Annotated in this window: 21 protein-coding genes; 4 read left to right on the forward strand and 17 right to left on the reverse strand. The window is 70.5% G+C overall.

The window, feature by feature from the left end:
* Positions 1 to 321: 321 nt before the first annotated feature.
* A complete protein-coding gene (locus tag Manayef4_RS19285; protein ID WP_070132694.1) occupies positions 322 to 1,659 on the reverse strand; it encodes an ATP-dependent 6-phosphofructokinase in 1,338 nt (445 codons plus the stop codon).
* Between the two features lie 512 nt (positions 1,660 to 2,171).
* Positions 2,172 to 2,552: a hypothetical protein gene (locus tag Manayef4_RS19290; RefSeq protein ID WP_011437231.1), complete on the reverse strand. Its 381-nt coding sequence runs from the start codon at positions 2,550 to 2,552 to the stop codon at positions 2,172 to 2,174.
* Between the two features lie 372 nt (positions 2,553 to 2,924).
* On the opposite strand from Manayef4_RS19290, the gene Manayef4_RS19295 reads away from it, so the two are divergent.
* Complete coding sequence (locus Manayef4_RS19295) at positions 2,925 to 7,496, forward strand: AAA domain-containing protein (protein ID WP_070132696.1); 4,572 nt, start codon at positions 2,925 to 2,927, stop codon at positions 7,494 to 7,496.
* Between the two features lies 1 nt (position 7,497).
* On the opposite strand, the gene Manayef4_RS19300 is transcribed toward Manayef4_RS19295, so the two are convergent.
* The 15 genes from Manayef4_RS19300 to Manayef4_RS19370 all read right to left on the reverse strand — a co-directional run bounded on the left by Manayef4_RS19300 (position 7,498) and on the right by Manayef4_RS19370 (position 21,642).
* A complete protein-coding gene (locus tag Manayef4_RS19300) occupies positions 7,498 to 8,775 on the reverse strand; it encodes a hypothetical protein (protein ID WP_070132698.1) in 1,278 nt (425 codons plus the stop codon).
* Positions 8,776 to 9,382: 607 nt separating this feature from the next.
* On the reverse strand, positions 9,383 to 9,700 hold the full coding sequence (locus tag Manayef4_RS19305; protein ID WP_070132833.1) for an antibiotic biosynthesis monooxygenase family protein: 318 nt from the start codon (positions 9,698 to 9,700) through the stop codon (positions 9,383 to 9,385).
* A gap of 29 nt (positions 9,701 to 9,729) precedes the next feature.
* Positions 9,730 to 10,071, reverse strand: a complete 342-nt coding sequence (locus Manayef4_RS19310) for an antibiotic biosynthesis monooxygenase family protein (protein WP_011437235.1) — start codon at positions 10,069 to 10,071, stop codon at positions 9,730 to 9,732.
* On the reverse strand, positions 10,071 to 10,808 hold the full coding sequence (locus Manayef4_RS19315) for a 3-oxoacyl-ACP reductase family protein (RefSeq protein ID WP_011437236.1): 738 nt from the start codon (positions 10,806 to 10,808) through the stop codon (positions 10,071 to 10,073). The genes Manayef4_RS19310 and Manayef4_RS19315 overlap by 1 nt, the downstream gene beginning before the upstream one ends.
* 140 nt (positions 10,809 to 10,948) lie before the next feature.
* Positions 10,949 to 12,250 carry a beta-ketoacyl synthase N-terminal-like domain-containing protein gene (locus tag Manayef4_RS19320; protein ID WP_070132700.1) on the reverse strand — a complete coding sequence of 434 codons (1,302 nt, stop codon included), beginning with the start codon at positions 12,248 to 12,250 and terminating at the stop codon, positions 10,949 to 10,951.
* On the reverse strand, positions 12,247 to 13,548 hold the full coding sequence (locus tag Manayef4_RS19325; RefSeq protein ID WP_070132702.1) for a beta-ketoacyl-[acyl-carrier-protein] synthase family protein: 1,302 nt from the start codon (positions 13,546 to 13,548) through the stop codon (positions 12,247 to 12,249). Before Manayef4_RS19325 ends, Manayef4_RS19320 begins: the two co-directional genes overlap by 4 nt.
* Positions 13,545 to 13,970 carry a cupin domain-containing protein gene (locus Manayef4_RS19330; RefSeq protein WP_082456678.1) on the reverse strand — a complete coding sequence of 142 codons (426 nt, stop codon included), beginning with the start codon at positions 13,968 to 13,970 and terminating at the stop codon, positions 13,545 to 13,547. The genes Manayef4_RS19325 and Manayef4_RS19330 overlap by 4 nt, the downstream gene beginning before the upstream one ends.
* 59 nt (positions 13,971 to 14,029) lie before the next feature.
* Positions 14,030 to 14,518 carry an SRPBCC family protein gene (locus Manayef4_RS19335; RefSeq protein WP_011437240.1) on the reverse strand — a complete coding sequence of 163 codons (489 nt, stop codon included), beginning with the start codon at positions 14,516 to 14,518 and terminating at the stop codon, positions 14,030 to 14,032.
* A 51-nt stretch (positions 14,519 to 14,569) separates the two neighbouring features.
* Complete coding sequence (locus Manayef4_RS19340) at positions 14,570 to 14,827, reverse strand: acyl carrier protein (protein ID WP_011437241.1); 258 nt, start codon at positions 14,825 to 14,827, stop codon at positions 14,570 to 14,572.
* Positions 14,828 to 15,007: 180 nt separating this feature from the next.
* Positions 15,008 to 15,316, reverse strand: coding sequence for a TcmI family type II polyketide cyclase (locus Manayef4_RS26210; RefSeq protein ID WP_049761097.1), 309 nt, complete (start codon positions 15,314 to 15,316; stop codon positions 15,008 to 15,010).
* A 687-nt stretch (positions 15,317 to 16,003) separates the two neighbouring features.
* Positions 16,004 to 16,999, reverse strand: a complete 996-nt coding sequence (locus Manayef4_RS19350; RefSeq protein WP_070132704.1) for a LuxR C-terminal-related transcriptional regulator — start codon at positions 16,997 to 16,999, stop codon at positions 16,004 to 16,006.
* Positions 17,000 to 17,118: 119 nt separating this feature from the next.
* Positions 17,119 to 17,739: an ATP/GTP-binding protein gene (locus Manayef4_RS19355; RefSeq protein WP_070132706.1), complete on the reverse strand. Its 621-nt coding sequence runs from the start codon at positions 17,737 to 17,739 to the stop codon at positions 17,119 to 17,121.
* The gene (locus Manayef4_RS19360) at positions 17,720 to 18,091 is read right to left on the reverse strand and encodes a DUF742 domain-containing protein (protein WP_011437245.1); all 372 of its coding nucleotides are present in this window, start codon (positions 18,089 to 18,091) and stop codon (positions 17,720 to 17,722) included. The genes Manayef4_RS19355 and Manayef4_RS19360 overlap by 20 nt, the downstream gene beginning before the upstream one ends.
* 108 nt (positions 18,092 to 18,199) lie before the next feature.
* Positions 18,200 to 18,619, reverse strand: a complete 420-nt coding sequence (locus tag Manayef4_RS19365) for a roadblock/LC7 domain-containing protein (RefSeq protein WP_011437246.1) — start codon at positions 18,617 to 18,619, stop codon at positions 18,200 to 18,202.
* Positions 18,619 to 21,642, reverse strand: coding sequence for a nitrate- and nitrite sensing domain-containing protein (locus tag Manayef4_RS19370; protein ID WP_070132708.1), 3,024 nt, complete (start codon positions 21,640 to 21,642; stop codon positions 18,619 to 18,621). The genes Manayef4_RS19365 and Manayef4_RS19370 overlap by 1 nt, the downstream gene beginning before the upstream one ends.
* Positions 21,643 to 22,640: 998 nt before the next feature.
* On the opposite strand from Manayef4_RS19370, the gene Manayef4_RS19375 reads away from it, so the two are divergent.
* The 3 genes from Manayef4_RS19375 to Manayef4_RS19385 all read left to right on the forward strand — a co-directional run bounded on the left by Manayef4_RS19375 (position 22,641) and on the right by Manayef4_RS19385 (position 25,318).
* Complete coding sequence (locus Manayef4_RS19375) at positions 22,641 to 23,414, forward strand: enoyl-CoA hydratase-related protein (RefSeq protein WP_011437248.1); 774 nt, start codon at positions 22,641 to 22,643, stop codon at positions 23,412 to 23,414.
* A gap of 126 nt (positions 23,415 to 23,540) precedes the next feature.
* Positions 23,541 to 23,843 (forward strand): DUF6343 family protein, encoded by a 303-nt coding sequence (locus Manayef4_RS19380; RefSeq protein ID WP_011437249.1) that lies wholly within the window; start codon positions 23,541 to 23,543, stop codon positions 23,841 to 23,843.
* Positions 23,844 to 24,016: 173 nt separating this feature from the next.
* Positions 24,017 to 25,318, forward strand: a complete 1,302-nt coding sequence (locus Manayef4_RS19385; RefSeq protein ID WP_023840773.1) for a DUF445 domain-containing protein — start codon at positions 24,017 to 24,019, stop codon at positions 25,316 to 25,318.
* Positions 25,319 to 25,324 lie beyond the last annotated feature (6 nt).

Consider the following 25,324-nt stretch of genomic DNA (forward strand, 5'->3'; position numbering starts at 1 on the left):
CGGCCAGCACATCCAGGTCGGGCGCGGCGGGCCGKGTGCGTCTGTCGTCGTACCCTACGGTGATCGGCGCCCGTCGTCCGGCATGACGGACCGGCTTCTGCTTCTGGTGGATCCGCCGCCTGACCCGGCCCGACCCGGCCTGACCCGGCCCGACCTGATCGCGGCACACCGTGGGCTGTTCCGGTGGGTGTCTGTCCAGAGGCCCCGAGCCCGATTCGTCCTTGTGGACACGCACGGCCACACCGGGAATCTTGCCTATCCAGAGGCTTCGACGTCCCTTTTATCCCTCTGGAAAGGCAAGAGAGGGGGCTGGCTACTCGGCTATTCGAAGCGGGGGGGCTGGCCGGTCGCTTCGAGGACGGACATCCACAGATCGCCGGCCGGGTCGACCTGGTTGCGCTGGCTGATCGCGAGCGGGATCGGGATGTGGATGAACCGCCGCCGCCAGCGGCCGACGACCATCTCCGTGCGGCCGGACATCGCGGCGTGCACGGCCGCGTGGGCGAGCCGGATCGTGTAGACGCTGTCGTACGGGTTCGCCGGCACGCTGCGGATCACGTAGCTGGGATCGATGTACTTCAGGTTGAGCTCGATGCCCTCGGCGTCGAAGTACTCCTTGATCCGGCGGGAGAGCTCCGGGCCGATGTCGTGCAGCTTGCGGTTCCCGGACGCGTCGGTGCTCTCCGGCTGGCCGACGACAAGCTCCTGGCCGGCACCCTCGGCGACGACGACGACGGCGTGGCCGCGCTCGGCCACCCGGCGACGCACGTAGTTCAGCAGACCGCCGTCGCCCTCCAGCTTGAACGGCAACTCCGGGATGAGCACCACGTCCGCGTTACTCTTCGCCAGCGTCGCGTAGCAGGCGATGAATMCCGAGTGGCGGCCCATGAGCCGGACCACGCCGAGCCCGCCGGGCGCGGACGTCGCCTCGGCGTGCGCGACCCGGATGGACTCCGCGGCCTTGCCGAAGGCCGTCTGGAAGCCGAAGCTCTGGTCGATGTAGGGGATGTCATTGTCGATCGTCTTCGGGATGCCGACCACGGCGATCTTCTCCCCGCGCGTCTCGGCCTCCCGGGCGATCTGCCCGGCCCCGCGCAGGGTGCCGTCACCGCCGATGACGAACAGGATGTTGATGTTCATCCGGGAGAGGCAGTCGACGATCTCGGCGGGATCCTGCTGGCCGCGGGAACTGCCGAGGATCGTCCCGCCGTCCTCGTCGATGTTGGCGACGCTCTCCGGGGTGAGATCGACGACGTCGTGGCCGTAGCGGGCGATGAAGCCCTGGTACCCGTTGCGGAATCCGAAGATCCGCCGAACCCGGTAGTGCGAGGTCAGCTCCAGCACCAGACCGCGGATCACGTTGTTCAACCCGGGACAGAGCCCACCGCAGGTGACGATGCCCACCCGGGTCTTCGACGGGTCGAAGTAGATCTTCCGGCGCGGCCCGGCCGGCTCGAATCCGGGCAGGTCATCGAGCRCGACACCACGCGAGGAGATCATCAGGGCGGTGTCGTCGTAGAGGACCTTGTCCGACTCATCGATGTAATGCTGCGTCGTCGGCCGCTCCCCCAGCAGCGGCAGGAGCGGGGAGTCAATCCGGCAGACCCCCAGGGTCTTGACCGCCAGATCGGCATTATCCACCAGTATTGGTGCACCCACCGTTACCCGGCCCTCACGTCTCGATCGGCGCTACATCAGTCTCGGTGACTTCGCTTCATACTTACCTGGACCAGAGGAGCACGGACACCCCCGATCATCCTAGGTTTCTCCACCCCGAGAGTACCGACCCAAACCACCCACCACGACCCCGTCGACGGGATAACCCGCAACCTGCGGACGGAAACAATGGCTTCATAGGCGCGAAACCGGCGTAACAACCTGCCAACCCCGTCCCGACCTGTCCCGGGCGGACACCTCCGGGCGATGCGGGCAGGCGATGCGGGCAGACCGTCCGAGCCGGATAACCCAGGCCAGACCAGGCCAGGCCAGACCAGATCCGGATCMGGAAGCCCCGCGACGTCGGCGGCCGCGAAGTCCGGTAGACGGTCAGCTCATGCAGTGACCACCATCGCGCGGCGGCCGAATTTGGGGGAGCCCGTCAYGGTCCAGGGACCGCAAACTGTGCTCAGGTCCCCCAGATTCGCCGGCCGGCAGCCGGCAGGTCACCGCGCTCAGGACAACCCGGCCCGGTGCGCGCGCCGCCAGAAGGCTCCCCCACCGAGCAACAGCACCGCCAGTACGGCAAGGACGCTGATCTGCCCACCGGTATAGGAAAGCGAGTTCCCGCGGCCCCCCGTCCCGGTCCTGTCCGGGGCGGGGGGCCGAGGCGCACCCGTGCCGGCGGACGCTCCGGGGTCTCCATCACCACCACGGCCGTGGTCCCCATCACCAGCACGGAGCGAGACCTGGTCCGGCGCCTCGTCGATGGAACGCGAGCTTTCCGCCACGGAACGCGACGGGCCGTCCGCGGGGCGCGAAGCCGCGACCGGAACCGCGGCCAGCACAAGCAGCATGCTCGTGAGCACGGCGGCACCGCCGGAACGCAATCCCATGGTGGTTCTCCCCCAGCAGCCCGACTTGGCGCAGCCCGACCGGACGACGTCGGACCAGACGACGTCGGACGGTACCGATGGTCACTATGYGTGTCCAGGAGACGACAGGGTCGACACGCCGACAGTTCACCACCCCACGTGCGTCCCCGGTAGTGGATCAGGCGTCGGCCGCCTCGTCCGGCGTAGGTGCGGCCACGGACGGAACCGCGCCGCGCGTCCCCGGGCGGCGGTCCGGGCGGCGGTCCGAGCGGGACAGGCCGGAAGCCGGCGATTGTGTCGGAGACAGGTCGTAAGGTCGATCAGGCGAAGGCGCGGGCGGCAGGTGGCGTCGCGCCGCCGCGCCCTGACCCAGCCCGCCAGCCGAGGAGCCCGATGTCCGCTCGTGATCAGGTCCGTGGCCGGTCGCTTCGGCTCCTGGACTACCTGGCCGCGCTCGCCGCCGAACGGCGCGGTGCCCCCCGTCGCCAGCTCGCCGAGTACGTCCCCGCTCCGCTCCTTCCGGCTGACGTCCCGTCCCATCCGGGGGTCCGRCTCGGCCCGACAACGCAGCGGGAGAGCTGGCTGGAGGTCGCCCGGGTACCCCAGCCGGCCGCGCCGAGCTGGCCACCCCCGCTCGACCGCTACCTGGCCGGGACGGTGGTGAGCCCGGACGCCCCACCCACCATCCCCGCCCATCTCCTGGACGCGGAGGCCGTCGAGCAGACCGGGGAGCGCGAGCCTCCCGGTGTCCCGGGCGAGGAGCGGGACGCTCCGCCGGGCGCCGTCGCACTGCTCGACGCCTGGGTGCGTCAGGTGTGGCGGCCGTGGGCGCCCGAGGCACGCGCCGCCCGCGACGCGCGCGCCCTCTACCAGCGCCTGTTCGACCTGCGCCTGCGGCTGCAGCGCGAGGCCGCGACCGTGGAGCTGGCCTGGGGGCACTCGGTGCTGTGCTGGCGGGTCGGCGACGCGACGATCATCCATCCRCTGCTCGTCACCCGCATGGTGCTGACGGTCGATCCGGACTCCGGGGTCATCCGGCTGCATCCCGACGGTCCGGTGAGCCTGGAAACCGAGCCCCTGCACGGCCTCGGCCTCCCCGGTCTGGACGAGATGTCGGCCCTGCGCGACCGGCTGCGGACGGCGCCGGCCGATCCGTGGGACGCCCCGGCCCAGGCCGAGCTGCACCGCCAGATCCTCGCGCCGCTCGGGCTGGACGCCCGCGCGACCACCGGTCCGGTGCCCCCGCCGGGGCCGAGCCCCGTCCTGGTCGACACCTGGGCGGTGTACGTGCGGCCGCGGCCGGCCCTGCAGGCGCAGTTCTACGCGGAGCTGCGGACCGCCCTCGCCGAACGGGACCTGCTCCCCGAGGCCATCGCCGCCGTGGTCGCCGACGACAGGCTCGTCGCCGCCGCGCTCGGCGGGGACGATCGGGCCGACGGCACCCTCCCCGAGGGTGCCCACGCCGATCGAGGCCGTGGCCGGCGCGGTCACGACGACTCCCCCGCGGGGCTCGGTGAACGCCTGCTGATGCCGCTGCCGACGAACGCCGACCAGGAGCGGATCGCCCGGCAGCTCGCGGGCGCCCGCGGAGTCACCGTGCAAGGGCCGCCCGGCACCGGTAAGAGCCACACCATCGCGAACATGATCTGCCACCTCGTGGCGCATGGGCAGCGGGTGCTCGTCACCGCGCAGGACGAACAGGCCCTCGCGGTGCTGCGCGACAAGATCCCGCGGGAGCTGCGCGACCTGACCGTCGCCGTGCTCGGGTCGAGCCGGGCCGACCTCGACGAACTGCGCGCCGCCATCGTGGAGATCTCCGGGGCGGTCAGCGAGGTCGACCCGGCGCGGGAGACCGCGGCCGTGAAGGCCCTCGCCGAGGAGCTGGACGCCGCCCGCGCCACCGCCCGCGCCCTCGAACTGCGGATGATCGACCTGCTGGCCGGCGAGGCGCGGGAGTTCGAGCTGCCGCACGGGCGGGAACGCGCGCCGGAGGTGGCGAGCTGGCTGGCCGAGCGCGCGGAGGAGCTCGGGTTCGTTCCCGACCGGCTCGACCCCACCCGCGCGCTTCCGCTCGGCCCGGCCGAGCTCGCCGAGCTCTACCGGACCGCGCGCGAGATCACCCCCGCCGACGCCCGGGCCGCCGCGGGCAATCTGCCGGGCGACCTGCCGGACGGCGCGTCGCTGCCGGGCGCGGTCGCCCTCGGCCGGCTGCACGACGAACTCGACGAGATCCGCGCCGGGCTCGCCGACCTCGAACAGGCCGGCCTGTCCGTCGACGCGCTCGACGCGCTCGACGTCGACGGTGCCGACGGTGCCGACGGCGTCCGTGCCCTGGTCGAGGACACCCGGGCCGCCGCCGACCGGCTGCGCCGGCTGTCGGTCGGCTGGCTCACCACCGCCCGGGCGCAGTGCGCGGCGTCGGGTGAGCAGGCCAGGTTCTGGGCCGACCAGGCCACGGCCCTCGCCGCCGAGGTCGCCGAGCTGCGCCGTCTGACCACCCTCACCTTCGGCCGTTCCATCGAGCTGCCCGCCGGTGACCCGCGGGTCCAGCTGAGGCTGCTCGCCGACCTGCGGGGCCGCTTCGCCGCCGGCCGGGGGATCCCCCGCCTCGGCGGACGGGAGCTGCGGGACCTGCACGACGCGGTGCGCGTCGATGGGCTGGCCGCGCGCACGGGGGAGGACGTGGCAATCGTCGAGGCAGAGGTGCGCCGCCGTCAGACGCTGGCAGCCGCCGCCGCCCGTCAGGCCGCGATCGCCGCCGCCCTCGGCGGTGAGGCCATCGAGCCCGCGGCACCCGACGTCCTCACCCGGCTCGACGCGGTCGCCGGCGGCCTCGCCGACGCCGTCGACTGGGAACGCCGGGCGGCACCGGAGCTGTCCGCCCGGCTGCGCGCTGTCTTCCCCGCCGGCCATCCCGCCGGCCATCCCACCGGCCATCCCGTCACGACGACGCCTTCCGACCCGGACACGCTTTCCCACCTCGCCGGCCTGCTTGCCACGGCGACCGGCCGACGGCGCGAGAAGGAGATCGCCGGCGCGCTCGCCGAGGTAGAACGGGCGCTCGCCGAGGGAGGCCGTAGCCCGCGGGCCGGCCGGGTGTGGGCCGACCTGCACGAGGCGCTGACCAGGCGGGACCTGGCGACATGGACGGYGCTGCTCGACGAGAGCGCCCGGCTGGCGGCGCTGCGCCCCGGCGTGGAACGCCGGGACCGGCTGGCGGCCCGGCTGCGCGCGGTCGCGCCGCTGTGGACCGACGCCATCCTCACCGGACAGGGTGACCCGTCGAGCTGCGGCGAGGCGGTGCGGGCCAGCGAGGCGTGGCGCTGGCGCCAGGCCCAGACCTGGCTCGACGACCTGCACTCCGACGGCGACCTCACCACGCTCGGCCGTCAGCTCGCCGACGCCTCGCGGCACGTGCGCGCCCTGGTGCTGGAGACTGCGCGTCGCTCCGCCCGGCTGGGCCTGGCGATCCGGCTCGGCGACTCCCAGCGCCGGGCGCTGACCGGCTGGGTACAGGCACTCGACCGGATCGGGAAGGGCACCGGGAAGTACGCCCCGCGGTGGCGCGCCGAGGCCCGGGCCCACATGCGGGCGGCGATGGGCGCCGTGCCGGTGTGGATCATGCCGACGCACCGGGTGATGGAGAGCTTCGACCCGGGCGCCGACGACCTGTTCGACGTGGTCATCGTGGACGAGTCCAGCCAGTGCGACCTGCTGGCCCTCGGCGTGCTGAGCCTGGCCCGCAAGGCTGTCGTCGTCGGCGACGACGCCCAGACGAGTCCGGAGGCCGTCGGCATCGAACGGGCCAAGGTTCATGCCCTGATCGACGCGCACCTGCCCGACGTCGCCCAGCGTTCGCTGCTCGACGTGGAGGCGAGTCTCTACGACACCGCGGCCCGGGTCTTCCCGCGCACCATCGTGCTCAAGGAGCACTTCCGCTGCCTGCCCGACATCATCGGCTTCTCCAACCGCTTCTACGACCAGCAGATCCTGCCGTTGCGGGAGGATCCGGAGCTCGCCCTCGGCGCGCCGCTGCGACCCGTCCGGGTCCCCCGGGGCGCCCGGTCGCAGACCCGCTTCGGCGACGCGAACCCAGCGGAGGCGCAGGCCCTCGTCGAGCGGGTCCTCGCCTGCTGCGCCGACCCGGCCTACGACGGGATGAGCATGGGCGTGGTCACCCTGCTCGGYGCCGRCCAGCCCCGCCTCATCGAACACACCCTAGTCGAACGGCTCGGGGAGCGCGAGTTCTCCCGCCGCGACCTGCGGGTCGGCGACCCGTACCAGTTCCAGGGCGACGAACGGGACGTCATCTTCATCTCCGTCGTCGCGGACGACAACCGCTCGGCCGCCACCCGCCGCCGCGACCAGCAACGAGTCAACGTGGCCGCGAGCCGCGCCCRCAACCAGATGTGGGTGTTCCACAGCGTCGACCCGGCCACGCTGCGCGACGACGATGTGCGGCGCCAGCTGATCGAGTACATGTACGCCGGGCAGACCGGACGGCTCGACGCGGATCTGGCCAATCGCTGCGAGAGCGAGTTCGAACGGGCCGTCCTGCGCGAGCTCCTCGCCCGCGGCTACCGGGTGCGCCCCCAGCATCCGGTCGGGCGCTACCGGATCGACCTGGTCGTCGAAGGGGTCGCCACCACGCGAGCCACCGCCGAGCAAGCCGTCACCGAAGGAGCCACCGCCGGGGGTGTGGGGCGCCGCGGCCCCCGCCTCGCGGTCGAATGCGACGGTGACCGTTTCCACGGGCCCGACCAGTGGGAGGCGGATCTGCGCCGCCAGCGGATCCTGGAACGGCTCGGCTGGACGTTCTTCCGGATCCGCGGCTCGGAGTTCTACCGGCATCCTCGGCCGACCCTGGAGGCGCTGGTGCGACGTCTCGACCAGCTCGGCATCCACCCGGTGCCGGTGCCGGTGCCGGTGCCAGCACCAGCCGGCTCGCCGACGGAAGGGCCCTGATCTATCCGTTGGCGGCCCGGGGTTTGGGGCCGGTGGCGCGCATGTTCACCAGTCTGCCGAGCAGGTCGAACCAGAAGGGGGCGCCGGCGGTGAGCGCGAAGCAGGCGATCGCGATGCCGGCGATTTTCAGGAGCCACCCCTCGACGGAGTCGGGAACCTCCCGTGGGTCGTCGCGGCCCGCGGAGTTGTGGACCCAGCCGATCGGGAAGGCGAGCCCCGAGGCCTCGCGCACCGTCTTGATCACCTGTTCCGTGGCGTCCCCCACYATGGGCTGGTCGGAGGTGAGGCGGGTGCCGGAGGCGGGATCCCCGGCGAAACTCCCGGCGGAGCTCCCGGCCGCCTCGCCGGATGAGCCCACCTCGGCCTGGGCCGCGGTCACGGCCGCCTGCCGCACGGTGCCGTCCTGCCAGAACGCCCGTGCGAGCCCGATCGCGTCGAGGTTGAACAGGACGGACAGCAGGACCGCGTAGCCGAGCAGGAAGACGGCGATGCGCCGCTTGTACCACCCGGACAGGCGATCCATCGCGTCGTCGTACCACCGGGCCAGCTCGATGACGACCTTCTCGCGGTCCCCGCCGGCCTGGACTATCGCTGTGGTCATCGCGGTCTTCGCCGGGGAGGGGGGCATCGCGGCGAGCCCGTCCTCCATCGTTCCCACGGCTCCGGCCCTGGTGGCGGCGACGAGCGCGGCGGCCACGACCCGCCCGGTGGGGTGATCCACAGGCATCGCGTCGTACAGGGCCTGGGCGGACCTCTCCCCGAGGGCATGCCGGGCACCGTCGTAGGCCCGCCGGTACGCGGCCCTGGCCTCGTCGGGGACGTGGTCAGGCAGGGTGTCCGGGCGGAGCTGGGACAGCAGGGCCCGGGCGGGCGGGTCGACCCGGTCCAGCAGCGCCCGAGMGAAGGCGGTGGACGGCAGGTAGGACGGCAACCGCAGTGTGTGCGCGCGGCGCACCGAGGCCCAGGTACCGGAAACCGGCGGATGGTCGTCCATGGCCGGCAGGGAGGTGTCGCGGCCAGTGGCACGCATGGCCCGAAGCGGCCCGTCTAACAGTTCGGCGACGAGGTCCGTCCGATCCGCGGGCGGGTCCGCCCCCGGATCGGACGGTTCGGCGGGCCGGTCACCGCCGAGCAGCCGTCGCAGCTCGGCCTCCAGCTGGCGCCCCCGGTAGCGGAACAGAGCGAGCACGGCCTCGTTGATCCGGGAGACTGCGAGGCTGAACGCGGCAAAGAGCAACGCGAGCCCGATCAGGACATCAAGAGCGGATGAGTCCGGCATAACCCCCCCGATTCCGAGCCCGGGGCACCCGCGCCACCGCCTTCACGGCCGAGGAGTACGCCCCGGGACTGTCCTGGGCAGACCGCGCATTTCTACACCTCGGCGCAGAACCGGCACTCAGCGGCATCATCGGACACCTGGTCGAAGCGGGCGAAGATGGACACCAGACGACCGGGCCGCCCCGCTTCGAACAGCGGGCCATGCTGGCAGGCCTGACCGGCCGGAGAGACCTGAGCCCGTCGGAGGAGYCGGTGGGGGYGATCCAGGAGATCTTGGCAGCCGGCGCCGCCGAACTAGAGGGTGTCGTCGCGAAACGACCCCGCCCTGTCAAAGAGGGCGGGGTCAAACGATCGTAGCGACGCTCCGATAGGATGATCGTCTTGGCGTCGAGAGACTGGATGGTGGATGGGCCGGCGGGATGACTCGTCCACGCCCACCATGATATCCGTAGATCATCCGGAAGACGTTCTTCGTGCTCCACGTGCGTCAGCCCCACCGCCCGTTCGGGCGGTGGGGCTGCCCCCGGCACAGCCGCGGCGGCGATCGGTCCCCGGCCACTGGAGCCCGGCTACCTGTCCCCGGGTAGCGGAGCCGGAGGACCCGCTGATCAGTCCGGGGGATCGTCGCCGAAGGGCCCGTCCGGGCCGTACGCGGCGACCTCGATGTCGATCATTGGAGGGCGCTGCGGATCCTGCAGGGGACGCAGCGGTGAGGTCGTCCCGCGGTGGTCCGCCCCCTGTTCCCACACGTTGAACTCGGCCATACTCGCCCAGACGCTGACCACCGCGAACCGGGACGGGTCCRCCGCCGACCGGTGCAGCGTGTTACCGAGCAGGCCAGGCGTGCCGACCAGCTTGGAGCTGATCTCGTGGTAAGCCCGCTCCACCGCGCCGGGATCGTCGGGCGGGTCGACCGCCCACAGCATGACCCGAACCTTCGCCGGACCGGCCACGGTCAGCTTCCCGCCGGAACGGTCAGGGAGGCCGCGCCGGCCAACTGGGCGACGACGGTACCGGTGACCATCGAGGCACTGGCGCGCAGCGGGTGCAGCGCCTTGCGGTGCACCAGGTGACGCTCGCTGTGCTCGAACTCGCGAAACTGCTCCTCGTCAACCCAGTCACTGACGATGTAGTACGTGCTCGGCTCCTCCTCCGAGCGGATCAGCCACTGCCCGAGGTTCGCCGGGTGCGAGGTGACCGCGTCGCCGATCCGCAGCCAGGTCTGCTCGAACTCGGCCTCCCGACCGGGGTGGATCCGCATTGTCAGCATGATCCGAAAAGGCGGGGTCGAGGTCATCAGATGCCTCCGTCCACGGCAAAGGTGGCGCCGTTGACGTAGGACGACACGTCGCTGGCCAGGAACAGGACGACCGCGGCGACCTCCTCGGCCGTCCCGATGCGTCCCAGCGGGATGCGGTTGGTGTAGGCCGCCTTGACGGCCGGGTCGATGCCCTCGGCATGGTGGGTCTCGATGACTCCCGGGGAGACCAGGTTCACCCGGATGCCGCGGACACCGAGCTCCTTGGACAGCGAGCGGGTCAGTCCGATCAGGCCGGTCTTCGCCGCGGTGTAGTGGGCCCGCAGCGGCAGACCGACCACCCCGGAGCCGGATCCGATATTGATCACCGAACCGGAGTCCCCCAGCAACGACAACGCGCCCTGCGTGACGAGGTGAGTGGCGGTGAGGTTGGTGGTCAGCACCTGCGTCCACTCGTCCAGGGGCAGCTGCGCGTAGGGGATGTGGCTGATCGTGCCGACGTTGTTCACGACGATGTCGAGGCCGCCCAGGTGGGTGCCGGTGGCCTCGACGAGCTCGGTGATCTGGCCCGGATCGGCGACGTCGGCCTGGACGAGCAGATGGTCGCCGCCGGTGTCCTTGAGCTCGCGGCGCAGGCTCTCGGCCTCCTCGGTCTGGCGCTGGTGGCCGGCAACGACCGTCGCTCCGGCTCGGGCGAGGCCGAGCACCACGGCCCGTCCGATGCCGCGGGTACCGCCGGTAACCAGGGCGCGTCGCCCGGCCAGGTCTGGGAACATCGCTGACTGTCTCCTGTGTCAAGGTGTCGGCTGGTGAGGTTCGGCTGGTGAGGTTCGGCTGGTGAGGTTCGGCTGGTGAGGTTCGGCTGGTGAGCGGGGGCAGGCGATACGGGCAGGCGATACGGGTGGGTACGTCCTCCTCAGCAAGGACCGACGGCGCGAACCACGAGGCTGCTGTTGAAACCGCCGTAGCCGCGGGCGTTCACCAGCGCCACCCGCACGGGTACACGCCGGGGCGTGCGCACGAGGTCGAGCCCATGGGCCGGATCGGGGGTGTCGAGGTTGCCCACCGCCGGGATGACCCCGTCCCGGATGGACAGCAACGCCGCGGCTACCGTCAACGCCGAGCCGCCGGCGAGGAGCCGGCCGACGAAGCCCTGCGGCGCCGTCACCGGGACCGTCYGGGCCCCGAAGACCGTGCGGATCGCCGCCGCCTCCTGGGCGTCGAGGTCCGGTGAACCAGCGCCGTCCGCGAAGACGACATCGACGTCGTCCGGGGTGAGGCTGGCGTCGCGCAGGGCCCGGCGCATCGCGGTGGCGAGCCAGCGCGCGTCCGGGGCGGGGCGTTCGTGGTGGGCGGCGTCGTGCGTCGCGGCGTAGCCGGCGATCTCGCCGTAGACGTGCGGGGCTCCCCGGGCGGCGGCGGCGGCCGGATCCTCGAGCACGAGCGTCGCGCCACCCTCACCGGGCAGGTAACCGTTCGCCCGAACGTCGAACGGCTTGTAGCCGTCCGCCGCGACGGTCGCGGTGCTGACCCGGCCACCGGACAGATGGCCGGCAATCGCATAAGGCGTCAGGCTCGCCTCGGCCCCCCCGGCGAGCACCGTCGGCGTGCCGCGGCGGATAATCCGCCGGGCCTGGGCCAGGCTGTCGATTCCGCCGGCACCGTCACTGACCAGGACCCCCGACGGCCCCTTCAGACCATACCGGATCGAGGTCTGCCCGGTCGTCGCCGCGTAGAACCAGGCGATCGACTGATAGACGCTCACCGCGGTGCGGCCCCGGGTCCACAGCCGTCCCAGCTCGCGCTGCCCGATGTCGACACCGCCCGACCCGCTGCCGAACACCACCGAGGTCGCATACGGATCGTGCGCGGCGGGGTCGTAGCGCGCATCGGTCATGGCGAGGCGCGACGCGGCCATCCCGAACCAGGTCCACCGATCGGTCTGGACGATGTACCGCTTGTCGACGTAATCCTCGACCGCGAAACCGGCGACCTCGCCGGCAAGGGTGGCGTCGTACCAGGTGGTGTCGAACCGGCTGATCGGCGCGATCTTCAGCTCGCCGCGCAGAGTTGATGCCCAGTACTCCTCCGTCCCGATGCCGCTGGGCGCGAGGACGCCGAGACCGGTGACGACCGGCCGGACCGGGGCCTGCGGCGAACCGTCCCGGTACGCGGGTCCCGCGGCCGTCGCGACGGAGGCCTCCACGGCGGCGTTCATCGCGTCGGGGCGGCGAGGACGATCGCCGACTGGAAGCCACCGAAACCGCTGCCGACCGACAGGGCCACGTCGACAGTGTGGTCCCGGGCGATGTTCGGGACGTAGTCGAGATCGCACTCGGGGTCGCGGGTGGTCCAGTTGGCGGTGGGGGGGATGACGTCGTTCTCGATCGCCAGGGCGCAGGCGGCGATCTCGATCGACCCGATCGCGCCCAGCGAGTGCCCGATCATCGACTTGATCGAGCTGACCGGGATGTCATACGCCCGCTGTCCCAGCGAACGCTTGAAGGCGGCCGTCTCGTGCCGATCGTTCTGCTTGGTGCCCGATCCGTGCGCGTTGATGTAGTCGATGTCGTCGGCCCCGACCCGCGCCGCGTCCATCGCGACCCGGATCGCCTCGGCCATCTCGACCCCGTCGGGGCGCAGTCCGGTCATGTGGAACGCGTTCGAGCGCGAGGCGTACCCACCCACCTCGCAGTAGATGTGCGCACCGCGCGACCGGGCGGCGGTGAGCTCCTCCAGGATGAGTACGGCGCAGCCCTCCCCCATCACGAAGCCGTCCCGGCTGGCGTCGAAGGGACGGGAGGCGTGTTCGGGGTCGTCGTTGCGGGCTGTCGTCGCGCGGATCGCGTCGAAGGACGCCATCGAGATCGGGGAGATCGGCGCGTCGGAGGCACCGGCGATGACGATGTCGGCCTCGCCGTCGACGATGAGCTGATGGCCGTAGCCGACCGCGTCGATGCCCGAGGTGCAGCCGGTGGAGACCACGAAGGCTGGGCCGTGCGCGCCGAACCGGCAGGCCAGTTCGGTGGCCAGGCAGCTMGGCACCATCGCGTGGTAGAGGAACGAGCTGGCGTACCGGGGATCAACCTCCCAGTCCCGCCCGCTGTCGGAGACCTCGACGTACTCGTTCTCCAGGCGGGTGGTCGCGCCCACCGCGCTGCCGATGCTGACGCCAACGATCGGGCCGTCCCCGGAACCGTCCCCGCCGTCCCCGGAACCGTCCCCGCCGCCCCGCAGGTCCAGGCCGCTGTCCTCCACCGCCTCCAACGCCGCGGCCAAGGCGAACTGCGCGAACCGGTCGTTACGCGCGATCTCCCGGGCGGTCAGGCCGGCCGCCGCCGGGTCGAAGTCGCACTCGGCGGCCACCTGGGAACGGAACTGGGTCGGGTCGAAGAACGACAGTCGCCGCGTCGCGGTACGGCCGTCGGTTAKCAGGGTCCAGAACTCCTTGCGGTTGACCCCACCGGGGGCGACCACCCCGATCCCGGTGACCGCCGTCCGTCTTGGTCCGCTCACTGTCCGGACCCGTGGGGCAGGGAGTCGACGGTGGGCGCCGACGGGGCGACCGGGACGTGCGGGGCATCCGGGTCGAGCGGTACCTCGGTGTCGACATGACCGAGGTCGGGCCGGGGTGCCAGCGGGCTGAGGTGAAAGACGAGGAAGGCGGTCTCCTCACCGGTGTTGACGACGCGGTGGCGCATCCCGATCGGGATGCACACCCCGTGGTCGGCCGGCAGGTCCTGGTACTGACCGTCCAGTCGGGCGGTCACAATGCCGCGCACGCAGTAGAGGAACTCCTCCGAGTAGGGATGCAGGTGTTCGGTCACCACCTCACCCGGCTGGAGGGTCAAGGTGCCGAAAAAGCCCGAGGTCGAGCCCACGGTCGCCGGTGAAAGCAGCGTGCGGACGTCACCGCCGCGCCGACGGTTTGGGGTCATGTCGTGAATGCAGAGAACCTTCGGAATCGCTGTCACGGAAGTCACCGGTCTCGTTCTCCTCAGACTTGTTCCGGCAGCGCGATGGAGACCGGGGGCAGCTCGGCGGCGGCCCGCTCGACCTTCTCCCGGATCACCGACATCTCGCGGGCGGTGTTGGCGTTGATGCGGTTGGTCATCTGCTCGTCGTTCACCGGCGCCGACGGGCGCATATGGAAGTCCTGCACCCAGCGCATGCGGGTGCCGGTGCCCTCCGGCGTGTAGCTCCAGTGGATGTGCATGTACTCGAACGGACCGGTCTCGACGCGGTACGCGCGCACCTGCCGGGTGGCCGGGTCGAGCGTCCGCTCGGACACCCAACTCCACGCCGTCCCGTTCTCGTCGGGATGCATGGTCAGGCGAAACTTGAAGGTGTTCTCATGGTGCTCAAGAATCTCTACCGAGGCGTATTCGGTAAAGAGGTCAGGCCAGGACTTCAGATCGTTGGTGATGGTCCAGACGGTTTCAATGTCGGCATCGATGAAAATCGAGTTGTCAGTGTGCCCGCTCACGTCGGCTCCGGTCGGCCTGGAAGGTATGGGGCGTGGGAACTAACGGCGGATTCAGACCGTCTCGCGCTGGCCGAGAGCCGTGTTCACCGTGGCCAGGATCTCGGCGAGGGTCCAGCTCTCCGGCAGCTCGGCCGGGAGGTCCACCCCGAAGGTCCCGGCCACCTCCGCCGAGAGCTGGAGGTAGGCGAGCGAGTCGAGGCCGATGTCGATGAAGGTCACATCCAGGTCCGTCGGCCGCTCGTCCGAGGGCAGACCGGCCTGCTCGACCAGGAAGTCGAGCAGGGCATCGGCCGACCATTGCCGGGGCATGTCGTACTCCCYTTTTCATTTTCGGGTTTCGGGGTTCACATGAAAAACTGGGCGTACCGGTGGGCGGGATCTAGGACGCGGTCGCTGATGACCGGTCGCGGCCGCAGCCGGCGGGCCCGGTGCTCTGGCGGTGTACAGGAGCCCGGCCGTGTATCAGGAGCCCGGTGGCGCACCGGGGGCTCAGCCGGCCGTCCACGAGTAGAAACTCTGTGCCATCGCGTCCCCGGGGGTGCGCCAGGTCTCCGGGTCGTAGGCGGAGACGTATTTCCCGAGCTTTTTGCTCACGTCGACGAACAGCGGATGCTCATGGACGTTCTCGACGGTGTTCCTGACGTTAGTCGGAGCCTCGATAAGATGAAAGTAAAGGCCATGGAAGTGAAACAGGTCACGCCTGGTCACACCCACGATTCCGGGTAGTTCTCCGGCATCGGACTCGGCGAAGGTCGCCGCGATGGCGGGAGCGTCGGCAGGGTTCATCCTGGCCACGATGAGAGTCCGGTGTGACTGACCTCCGGACGGCGTGGCGGGGTTCTGCGGACCGGTGACTGAGGGACCGGTGACTGAGGGCACAAGAATCTCCTCGACATGTTCTTGGGAAGCGCGTGTTTGACCCCAGGCAAGCACGGGTACCGTGTGCATGGCAAGCACGGGTACCGTGTGCATGGGCAGTCAGGCGGACCGGCCATGACGGACCGGCCCCGGCACCTTGCGACGCGTTACAGGTGGCAGGGGAATCCGCCGACGAGCATGGAGCCGGCCGGGAGTGACCGGTGCGCGACCACCGCTTCCCACCCGACAGCCCTTCTGAAGCAGCCAGCCTTTCTAAAGCAGTCGGCTTCTTTGACTCATCGAGAGCATGGGGCCACGCGGCGCGGCTGTCCTGGATTTCCCCTGGCAGCAAGTTGCCCTGGCAGTCAAATGCCAACCAGTGCACACGGAGAGCACAACGCGGCTACAACCATCGCGAGYGGGCTTCCCGGTGCCCGGGGGTGGTCGACACGCCACCGGAGGAGAACCGGGATCTCGATCTCGTGGGAACCACGTCGTCCGCGCTCGGCCTCGGCCTGGTCGGGTATGGTGCTACCCAGAGCCGGCTACATCCAGAGCCGGCTACATCCAGAGCCGGCTACATCCAGAGCCGGCTACATCCAGAGCCGGCTACTCAGAACCAGCCGCTCAGAACCAGCCGCGTTGCGCGGCGAGGCTACCCGCCTGGAATCGGCTACGGGCGTTCAACCGTGCCATCAGATCGGCGATCATGCGGCGCACGGTGCGGACGGAGACGCCCAGATGGCGCGCGGCCGCCTCGTCCTTCATGCCGAGGCTGAGCAGACGCAGCAGCAGCCGTTCGGTGTCGTTCGGCGCGTCGTCACCGTCCCCGGGAGCGGCCATCGCCTCGCCGCTCAGCGGTTCGGCGGCCTCCCAGACCTGTTCGAACAGGGTGAGCAGCAGGGCGGTCAGCTCCGGGGTGCGCACGAGCAGGGTCTGGCCGGTCGCGAACCCCCGGCCCAGTCGGACCAGGCCGATCCGCCCGTCGACCGCGGTGGCGTCCAGCCGGGGATCGTCGATCATTCGGGCGTCCAGGCCATGCGCCGCCACGGTCCGCACATAACCGGCGCCGAGCTCGTCCAGGCGCACCGACCGGGGCAGGACGCTGCGCATCACCACACCACGCCGCAACGCACGCAGTTCGACCGGCATCACCTCGCGAGTCAGGGTCGAGGACCACTCGCGCCGGGTATGCAGCGCGAGCACCTCCCGCTCGGCTCGCCCGACGATCGCGAGCAGCTCCGCACGGGCCTGGTCGGCACTGTCTATCCGCCTTACCTCGGCGGTGTCCCCGCCGGGACGGCTCTCCAGGTAGTCCGAGACGAAGGAGCTGATCTGTGCCCGGGCCAGGAGCAGCCGCTCATGGCGACGGATCAGCTGCTCGTGCTGCGCCTGGAGCAGGTGGTCGAGCCCGGCTTCGGGATGCACCGCGACGTAGTGACCKGCCCGTTCGCGCGAGGGCAGCAGCAGACCCAGCTCGACCAGACGATCACGCGCCCGCCCCGCGGCGACCAGCGGCTCGCCGAGCATCTMCGCCACCTCGGGCACGCTCAGGACCTCGTGGCACAGCCACAGCCGATAGGCGGCCAGGGTGACCTCATCGATACCGAAAAGATCGAGCACCTTCCCCTTCCTCGGAGCAGGATCGGGACGTGGCCGACGGACGCCGACCGGACCAGTCGTGCCCACCGGACCAGCCGTGCCCACCGGACCAGCCGTGCCCACCGGACCGACGCGGCCGCTCACCCCGACCGCTGGGGCAGGCCCGGCCGGGACTCCGCGGACACCACGTCGAGGGCGTGGCGGACCAGCGACACCAGGGACTGCCGGACCGACTCCCGCTGCCGGGCGTCGCAGAACACCACCGGACGGCGCGGATCGAGGTCCAACGCCGCCCGGACGTCCTCCACCCGGTACTCCCGCGCACCGTCGAACCGGTTCAGCGCGATGAGGAACGGGATGTCGCGCTCCTCGAAGTAGTCGATGGCCGGAAAGGAGTCGGYCAGCCGCCGCGTGTCCACCAGGACCACCGCGCCGATCGCRCCGAGGACGAGCTCATCCCACATGAACCAGAACCGGTCCTGGCCCGGGGTGCCGAAAAGGTAGAGAATAATGCTGTCGAGAAGCGTGATCCGACCGAAGTCCATCGCGACCGTGGTCGTCGTCTTCGAACCGACCGCGCTGGTGTCGTCGATCCCTATGCTTGCGGCCGTCATCGCGGCCTCCGTGGTGAGGGGCTKAATCTCGCTCACCGAACCGACGAACGTYGTCTTTCCGACTCCGAACCCGCCGGCGATGATGATTTTTACCGGATGCGGCGGCGCCGTTTCCGGCGACCCCGTTCTAGAGGGCCTGTAGTCCATCGAGCACCTTTTCGATGAGGGCAATGGAAGGGCGGTCGGAGGGTCGGGCCGGTCGGGTCACGGTCACCAGGCCGGCGTCGAGCATGTCGCCGACGAGGACCCGCGCGACCCCGACCGGAAGATTCAGCCGAGCGGAGATCTCCACGATCGACTGCACGCGTTGGCAGAGCAACGCGATGGCGCGCTGCTCATGCTCCAGCGTCCGCATCATCAGCCGGCCGTTGGGCGTGGTGGTCACCAACGCGACCAGCTCCAACGTCTGGTTCGTCGGCCGTGTCCGGCCCCCGGTGACAGCGTAGGGGCGGACGACCGGACCAGCCTCTTCGTCGAACCATTCATCATCGCGCGACATACCGGTCCTCCTGCCTTGAGAATTCTGCTGTCATCCGGTCGGTGATGGCAGGGGGTGACCGGCTGACCCACCAACCGATCGGACCCCCACCCGATCGCCGGGCCGATGTCAGAGTGGCAGCGCGGACTGCATCTGAGCCCGGAGTTCCGGGGTGAGAAACTCGCCGACCCGGGTCACCAGCAGCGCCATCTCGTAGGCGATGAGACCGATGTCCGCGCCGGGGCTGCTGAGAATGGCCAGGCACGATCCATCCCCGACCGCGGTGACGAACAGGAATCCCTCGTCCATCTCGACAATGGTCTGCCGGACGTTTCCACCCCCGAAGAAACGACCCGCGCCGCGCGCCAGGCTGTTGAATCCGGAGGCCACCGCGGCCAGTTGGTCGGCGGTCGCCCGGTCCATCCCGTACGAGGTGGCGAGCAACAACCCGTCAGAGGAAAGCGCAATCACATAGGTGACTTCGGGCACCTTCTTGACGAGGTTGTTGAGCAACCAGCTCATGTTCTCGGACGGCCCCAGCGGACGCATCAGGTCACCTTTCCTACATCGTCACCGTCGTTCGAAACCTGGCCGTCCGCCAGACCACGACCAAAGTTGTTCTGGAAGGACGACATCATGTTGCGGATCTCTTCCGGGCTCCGTTGCGCGGCGAGTATTCCGGAACGCTCCTCGGGAGTGTCCCGACGAAGCTGTGRCGCGAGACTGGCCCGCCGGGTGCGCTTGGGCAGGCCCACCTCGGTGAAATCGACGGGCAGCTGGCCGTCCGCGCCGGGCCCGGCCGGGTCAGYGGGCTCGTCCGAACGGGCCGAAGGCGCCGGGCGTCCGAGGGGGACGACCGTCTGGCCCATGGCGGGGGTGTCCTCGCGCTGGAATCCCTCGGAGCGTCCCACCGGCCGGCCCAGCGGTGAGGTGAACGGATCGGTTCGGGTGGCCTCCCGCGGGTCGGCGGAGCCGGGCTCACCACCGCGCGACCGCTCCCTGGCCATGGGGCTGTCACCGAACAGCGAGGTGACACGGCTGCCGGGTCCGCCGTCGCCGCCGTACTCGGAGCCGGGCGCACCGTCGTGGCCACCCGGACCGGGGACGTCCCGTCCGTCCTGGAAGGGGCCATCCCGGAAGGGCTCCTCCCGGAAGGGTTCATCCCGGAAAGATGTGTCCTGTCCCGGACGGGCCGGCGGACCGCCGGGGTCGTCCGACCCGGGCGTCTGGGGATGGTCCGGGACGGCGGGGTGGGGCTGGTCCCCCACGGCCCTGCGGCCGCCACGCGAACGGCGCGACGGCAGCGGCGGGGGGTCACCGAAGTCGCGGGAGCCGGGCTTCCCGCCCGACCCGCCGTCCGGGTCGGAGCGCGGGGTCGAGGGACGCGGCGGAGCGTCCGAAGGCCTGCCGTTGGAACGGTGCCGCGGGCGGTCGGCGACGAACCAGCTCGATCGCACCGTGGCGAAGACCGGCAGATCGTCGATGAGCGTCTCGTCCTGACCGTGCGCAGCCGCGGCCGCGTCCTCGGAGCGCGCGGGGGGACCGGCGAGGTTGCCGTCCGCGTCCACCAGCGACCCACGGAACCGGTCCTCGTCGATGGCCGGGCCGTCGAGAGCCGGAACCCGCGTCATGGGGAGCGGCGGGGCGATCTGCGCGGGCTCCGGCCGGGCCTCCCCGTCGGTGTCGACCTGCCGCAGCAGCGTGGTCGGCACCAGGACGATCGCCATCGTGCCGCCGTACGGCGAGGACCGCAGCTTCACCGAGATGGAATGCCGCTCGGCGAGCCGACCGACGACGAACAGGCCGAGACGCTCGCTGGTCGACAGGTCGAAGGGAGGCGGGTTGGCCAGCCGCTCGTTCACGGCGTCGAACTCCTCCGGACTCATGCCCAGCCCGCGGTCCTCGATCTCGATCACGAAGCCGTTCGACACCTCGTGCCCGGAGACATGCACCGGCGTGTGGGGCGGAGAGAAGGAGGTGGCGTTCTCGATCAGCTCGGCGAGCATGTGGATGACGTCACCGACGGCGTGACCGCTGATGGCCCCTCCGTCGATCGACATCACCTGCACCCGGGTGTAGTCCTCCACCTCGGCGACGGCGCCACGGACGACGTCCTTGACCGGGACGGGCCGGCGCCAACCACGGGCCGGCTTGGAGCCGGACAGCACGATGAGGTCCTCGGCGTGCCGGCGCATGCGGGTGGCGAGGTGGTCGAGACGGAAGAGCTCCTCCAGCTCGTCCGGGTCGGTCTCCTTGCGCTCCAGGGCGTCGATCACCTTGAGCTGGCGGTGAATGAGTGCCTGGCTGCGGCGGGCGAGGTTGAGGAACGTGTCCCCGATGCTCTTGCGCATCGCGGCCTGCTCCACCGCGGTCCGCACGGCCACCGCGTGCACGGTGCCAAACGCCTCGGCGAGCTGACCGATCTCGTCCTTGCTCCGGACCTCGACCGGGAATTCCTCCTCGGCCACGTCCACCGGCGACCCGCGGTGCAGACGGTCGACGACCCCGGGCAGCCGCTCGTTCGCGACTTCGAGGGCGCCGCGGCGCAGTCGGCGTAGGTCCCGGATCATCGGGCTCGCCACYAGGAGAGAAATCACCACCGACACCACGAGCACCAGCGCCACGCCGATACCGCTGAGGAGCGCGTCGCGGGTGGCCGAACTGGCGATCTTCGCGCTGGTCGTTGCGAGGTCGGCCGCGATCCGGCGTTCGACCTRCCGCATCGCATTGATCTTCGCGTCGGAGGCCTCCAGCCAGATCTGCGGGGTAACGGTCAGCGGCTGGCCGTTCTGCACGGCGTTGACCGTGCMGTCACGCAATGTCGCGGCGGCCGAGATCGTCCGGCCGACCGTCACGTTGTAGAACTCCTGCTCGTCCGCCGTGGCCGTGGTGCGGAACTGGGCCAGCCAGGCGTCCTCCGCCCCGCTCCTGGTCTGGATCTCCCGCAGCGTGGCCGCATCCGTCTGCTGGAGGAGGATCACGCGGACGACGGCGCCGCGCTGGTGGGCGACCTGTTCCTTGGCCTGCGCGATACTCACCAGTGTGGTGGCACCGTTGACCAGCGAGGTGTTGCGGCTTCCGGCCGCCACCTGGGCGTTGAGGGCGAGGAGATCGTCCACGGCACCCGAGTAGAAAGCAATGTTCTGGTCCACCTGCGCCTGGTGCGCGTCGATCGCCTTGCGCTGCGCAGAGAGCTTGCCGAGGCGTTCCGAGATCGACGCGAGCGTGGTCGCCAGGGTGTCACGACCCGCCGCGGGCAGCGCCGCCTCACCGGCCCGATAGACGGCCAGGGCCTTGTCCACCGGGCCGCGGGCGGCGAGCGCCGCCTGCTCCTGAGCGACGGCCATGTAGTTGGAACCGACATAGGAGTTCGTGGCGTACCGCTCGACCTGCAGGGCCTGGACCAGCTCGTTGCTTTTGATCGAGAAGTCGGCGAGTGCCTTGATGCGGTTGGCGACCCGCACGTTGTCGACGTTCCCCCGCACCTGTATCGCGCTCAGTACCGCGAGCGCAGCCAGGGGGACGACGAGAATCACCACTAGCTTCGAGCGGATGGGCCAATTCTGGAGCATCCGGTCCTCTCGTCCGGCACCCGGGAGTCGAGTGCCTCGTGTGCGGGGGTGAGTAGTCGAGTTCCATCGGGACATGTCACCGGAAGACCACAGACGACAACACCGGGCCAGCGCATTGGAGTAGGCGGTCCGGACATCGGGTGAATGTTCCGGGGGCGCGGACAACTGTAGCGGGTGAAGAACTAGCCCGACTGGGGGCACCCGCCTTCAACGCAAAAGGATGGCGAGGTAGCACCGGGTGACGAACATTCGCGGGCGCGCAACGCGCAACCAGAACCCGCCCCGAATTACATGAGCGCAGCCCGGACCAAACAACGACGATGCRCATGAACTAGCACTGACGGGCAGCAGTCGACGCCAACCGGCGCAGATCCTCCGCGGCCACGAAGGCTCCGATCAACCGGTCGCACCGCGCTCGACAACGCAAACACATCACATGTTGGCATGTTGCTGGAAGCACATCGCACGATCCGAGGCCACACAGATCACACCCTCGCAGCCCACCCGACCCCCGCCCGGGCCGCAGCTCCCACCTCTTGCCAGATCATGAAGAGTGGTTCCATTGTGGACATTGCAGACGTTGTAGACATTGCAGACACCTGGCGACGGGAACTGGGTCACTCCGCCCCAGCAGTCACCCCCGTCGACGATTGCCGATCAGGCGTCGACGATTGCCGATCAGGCCCTACCCGGTCCGCCGAAGCTTCAATCACTCCACAACAACTCCACGACAGACCTCCCCATCAACTCCCGTCCAATGAGCTGCTGCTGAACTGCTGAACTGCTGCGCTAATCGCCGAGCGAGGCCCCGGCTGGCGGAAGCGGCGGAGGTCACGGAAGCGGCGGAGGTGGCACAACTACTTTCACCCGAGGCCAGCCGGTGGCACTGTGCCCCTGAGCACGGTTGACGCCCCCGGGCACGGTTGACGCCCCCGGGCACGGCCGGGTCGGGAGCACGGCCGGGCCAGGGAACCCGACGGACCGGTGAGGAGACACGGATGAGCAGCCAGATCGAGAGCGAACCCGGCCAGGGCGCGCTGACGGTACGGATCAACCGCCCGGAGAAACGCAACGCCCTCACCCAGGCGATGTACCTCGCCCTCGCGGAGGCGTTCGACAAGGCCGAGACCGACCCGGAGATCCGGGTCATCCGGCTGACCGGCAGCGGCGGATCCTTCACCGCCGGCAACGATCTGGTCGACTTTCTGGCCGCCGACGCCCTCCGGGCGGAGGGTCCGACGCTGACCTTCATCCGGACGCTGGCCCGCAGCACGAAACTTCTCGTCGCCGAGGTCGACGGGCCCGCGATGGGCATCGGGACCACGCTGCTGCTGCACTGCGACCTGGTCTACGCGACCGAGCGCAGCACCCTCGGGATGCCGTTCGTCAATCTGGGGGTGATCCCCGAGTTCGGGTCGACCCTCCTGCTACCCCGCCGGGTCGGACCAGCCATCGCTGCCCGCCTCGTCTACTTCGGCGAGTCCCTCGGAGCGGCCGAGGCCGCCCGACTGGGGGTGGTGACCGAGGTACTTCCCGACGCCGAAGCGCTACGCGCCCGGGTCGACGACCGGGTGGCGGCGCTGCTGGCTCAGCCGCCGCAGGCGCTCGCGGCAGCTCGCGCCCTGCTGCACGACGGCGGGACACCGGAGGTGTTGGCGCGCATCGACGTCGAAAGCTCGATCTTCACCGAGCGCCTCGTCAGCGACGAGGCGAGATCCGCGATGACCGCCAGGCTGCCGGGCCGCCACGGCACGTCGGCAGCCGAGGGTTGACCGACCACCCGAGGGCTGACCGACGTCGGTGTCCGCCCGCTCGATGCCGTCCGTGCGATCCGGGAGGACCATCCCCGCAACGGCGACGAGGGCGACCGGTTCGCCCCGTCCGGGCGGGGCATACCGGTGTCTGTGACCCATTCCCTGCCGCACCAACGCGACCGGGGTAGTGCCCTCGGGCACCGGCCTTGGTGGCGCCGCGCCTTCTCCTGCGGCTCCTCCGGTCCGGGGGGGTTCCCCCCGGCTCACAGCGCATTCGGGCTACGCCGCGTCCTCGCCGCGTTCGGCCTGGTGTTCTGCGGGGTCTTCGCCGGTTTCTTCGCCGTCCGGGGGCAGACAGCCGGCGCCGCCTTCCTCGCCTTTCTCGCCCTCGTCGCCATCGTCGATCTGGTCGTCATCCAGCAACGGATCCGGCGCCAGACCGAATGATCCCCACGCCGGTCCGGATGGGCGGTGCTCCCGCATAAGGTGGCCGAGGATCGCCGCGTCCGGCACCGCCAGGCTCGCCCGCCAGCCTGGTCGGTCCGCGCCGATCCGGCTGGCGGAACGAGCAGGAGGATCTCAGTGGGCGGCGGGACGGGCTGCCGACCGAACGGGCGGCGATGAACGATCCGGAGGGCGTCTCCGGGCCGGTGTCGGCTGGCTTCGCGCGCGGCACCACCGACGAGGTGGGCCTGCGCCGCGGGCTTCGCCGGATGCGGCTCATCGCCGGCAGCCTGCTTGCCGCGGTGGTGACGATCTACCTCCTCGCCGCCCGCTGGCAGGCCCACGGTGGCCCGGGGTGGATCGGGTACGTGGCCGCGGCCACCGAGGCGGGCGCGGTCGGCGCACTGGCCGACTGGTTCGCGGTGACCGCGCTGTTTCGCCACCCACTCGGCCTCCCGATCCCGCACACGGCGATCATTCCTCGACGTAAGGACGCGCTTGGTCGGAGTCTGGAGAACTTCGTCGGCACCCACTTCCTCGCCGAGGACGTGATCCGGGAGAAGATCGACGGCATCGGAGTGTCCGCCCGGGTCGGTGCCTGGCTGCGCCAGCCGTCGCACGCCGAACGGGTCACGACCGAGGCGGCGGAGCGGTTCATCGCGGTGCTCTCCGGGATGAACGACGACCTGGTCCGCGAACTCGTCGAGAAGGCGGTGCTGCCCCGCGTCGTCGAACGGCCCTGGGCCGGGGCTCTCGGAATGGCGCTGGAACGGGTGGTCGAGGACCGGCTGCACCATCGACTGGTCGACGTGATCGTCACCGAGGCCGAGACGTGGTTGAAGCAGAACCCGGAGGTCTTCGCCCGCACCGTGCAGGAGCGGGCACCAAGCTGGTCTCCGAAGTGGCTGGACGAGGCGGTCGCGGCCAAGGCGTACAGCGAGGCGCTGCGCTTCACCGAGGCGCTGCGCACCGACCCCGAGCACCGGGCACGCCGCGCCCTGGACGCGTTCCTGCGCGGCTTCGCCGGCCGGCTGCGCACCGACGAGGCGCTGGGACGGCAGGTCGAGCAGATCAAGTACCGGCTCCTGGCCCATCCCGAGGTCGACCGGGTGATCTCCGCCATGTGGGCCACGGCGAAGAGCATCCTGCTCGATCTTGCCTCCGATCCGGGCAGCACGGCCCGGGTCCGCGCGACCGACGAACTCGCGGCCTTCGGCGCCCAGCTCGCCACCGATCCGGAGCTGGCGCGCACCGTCGACCACACCGTGGCGAACGCGGCCACCCGCGTGGTGTGCCGGCACAAGGACGACATCGCCGCGGTCATCGGAGATACTGTCGGCCGCTGGCAGCCCGACGAGGCCTCCCGGCGCATCGAGCTGCACGTCGGTCGCGACCTGCAGTTCATCCGGATTAACGGCACCGTCGTCGGCGCCCTCGTGGGACTGATCATCCACCTGGTCACCGAACTCGCCTTCTGACGCAAC

The sequence above is a fragment of the Frankia sp. CgMI4 genome (assembly GCF_001756285.1).
GTDB classification, from domain to species: domain Bacteria; phylum Actinomycetota; class Actinomycetes; order Frankiales; family Frankiaceae; genus Frankia; species Frankia casuarinae.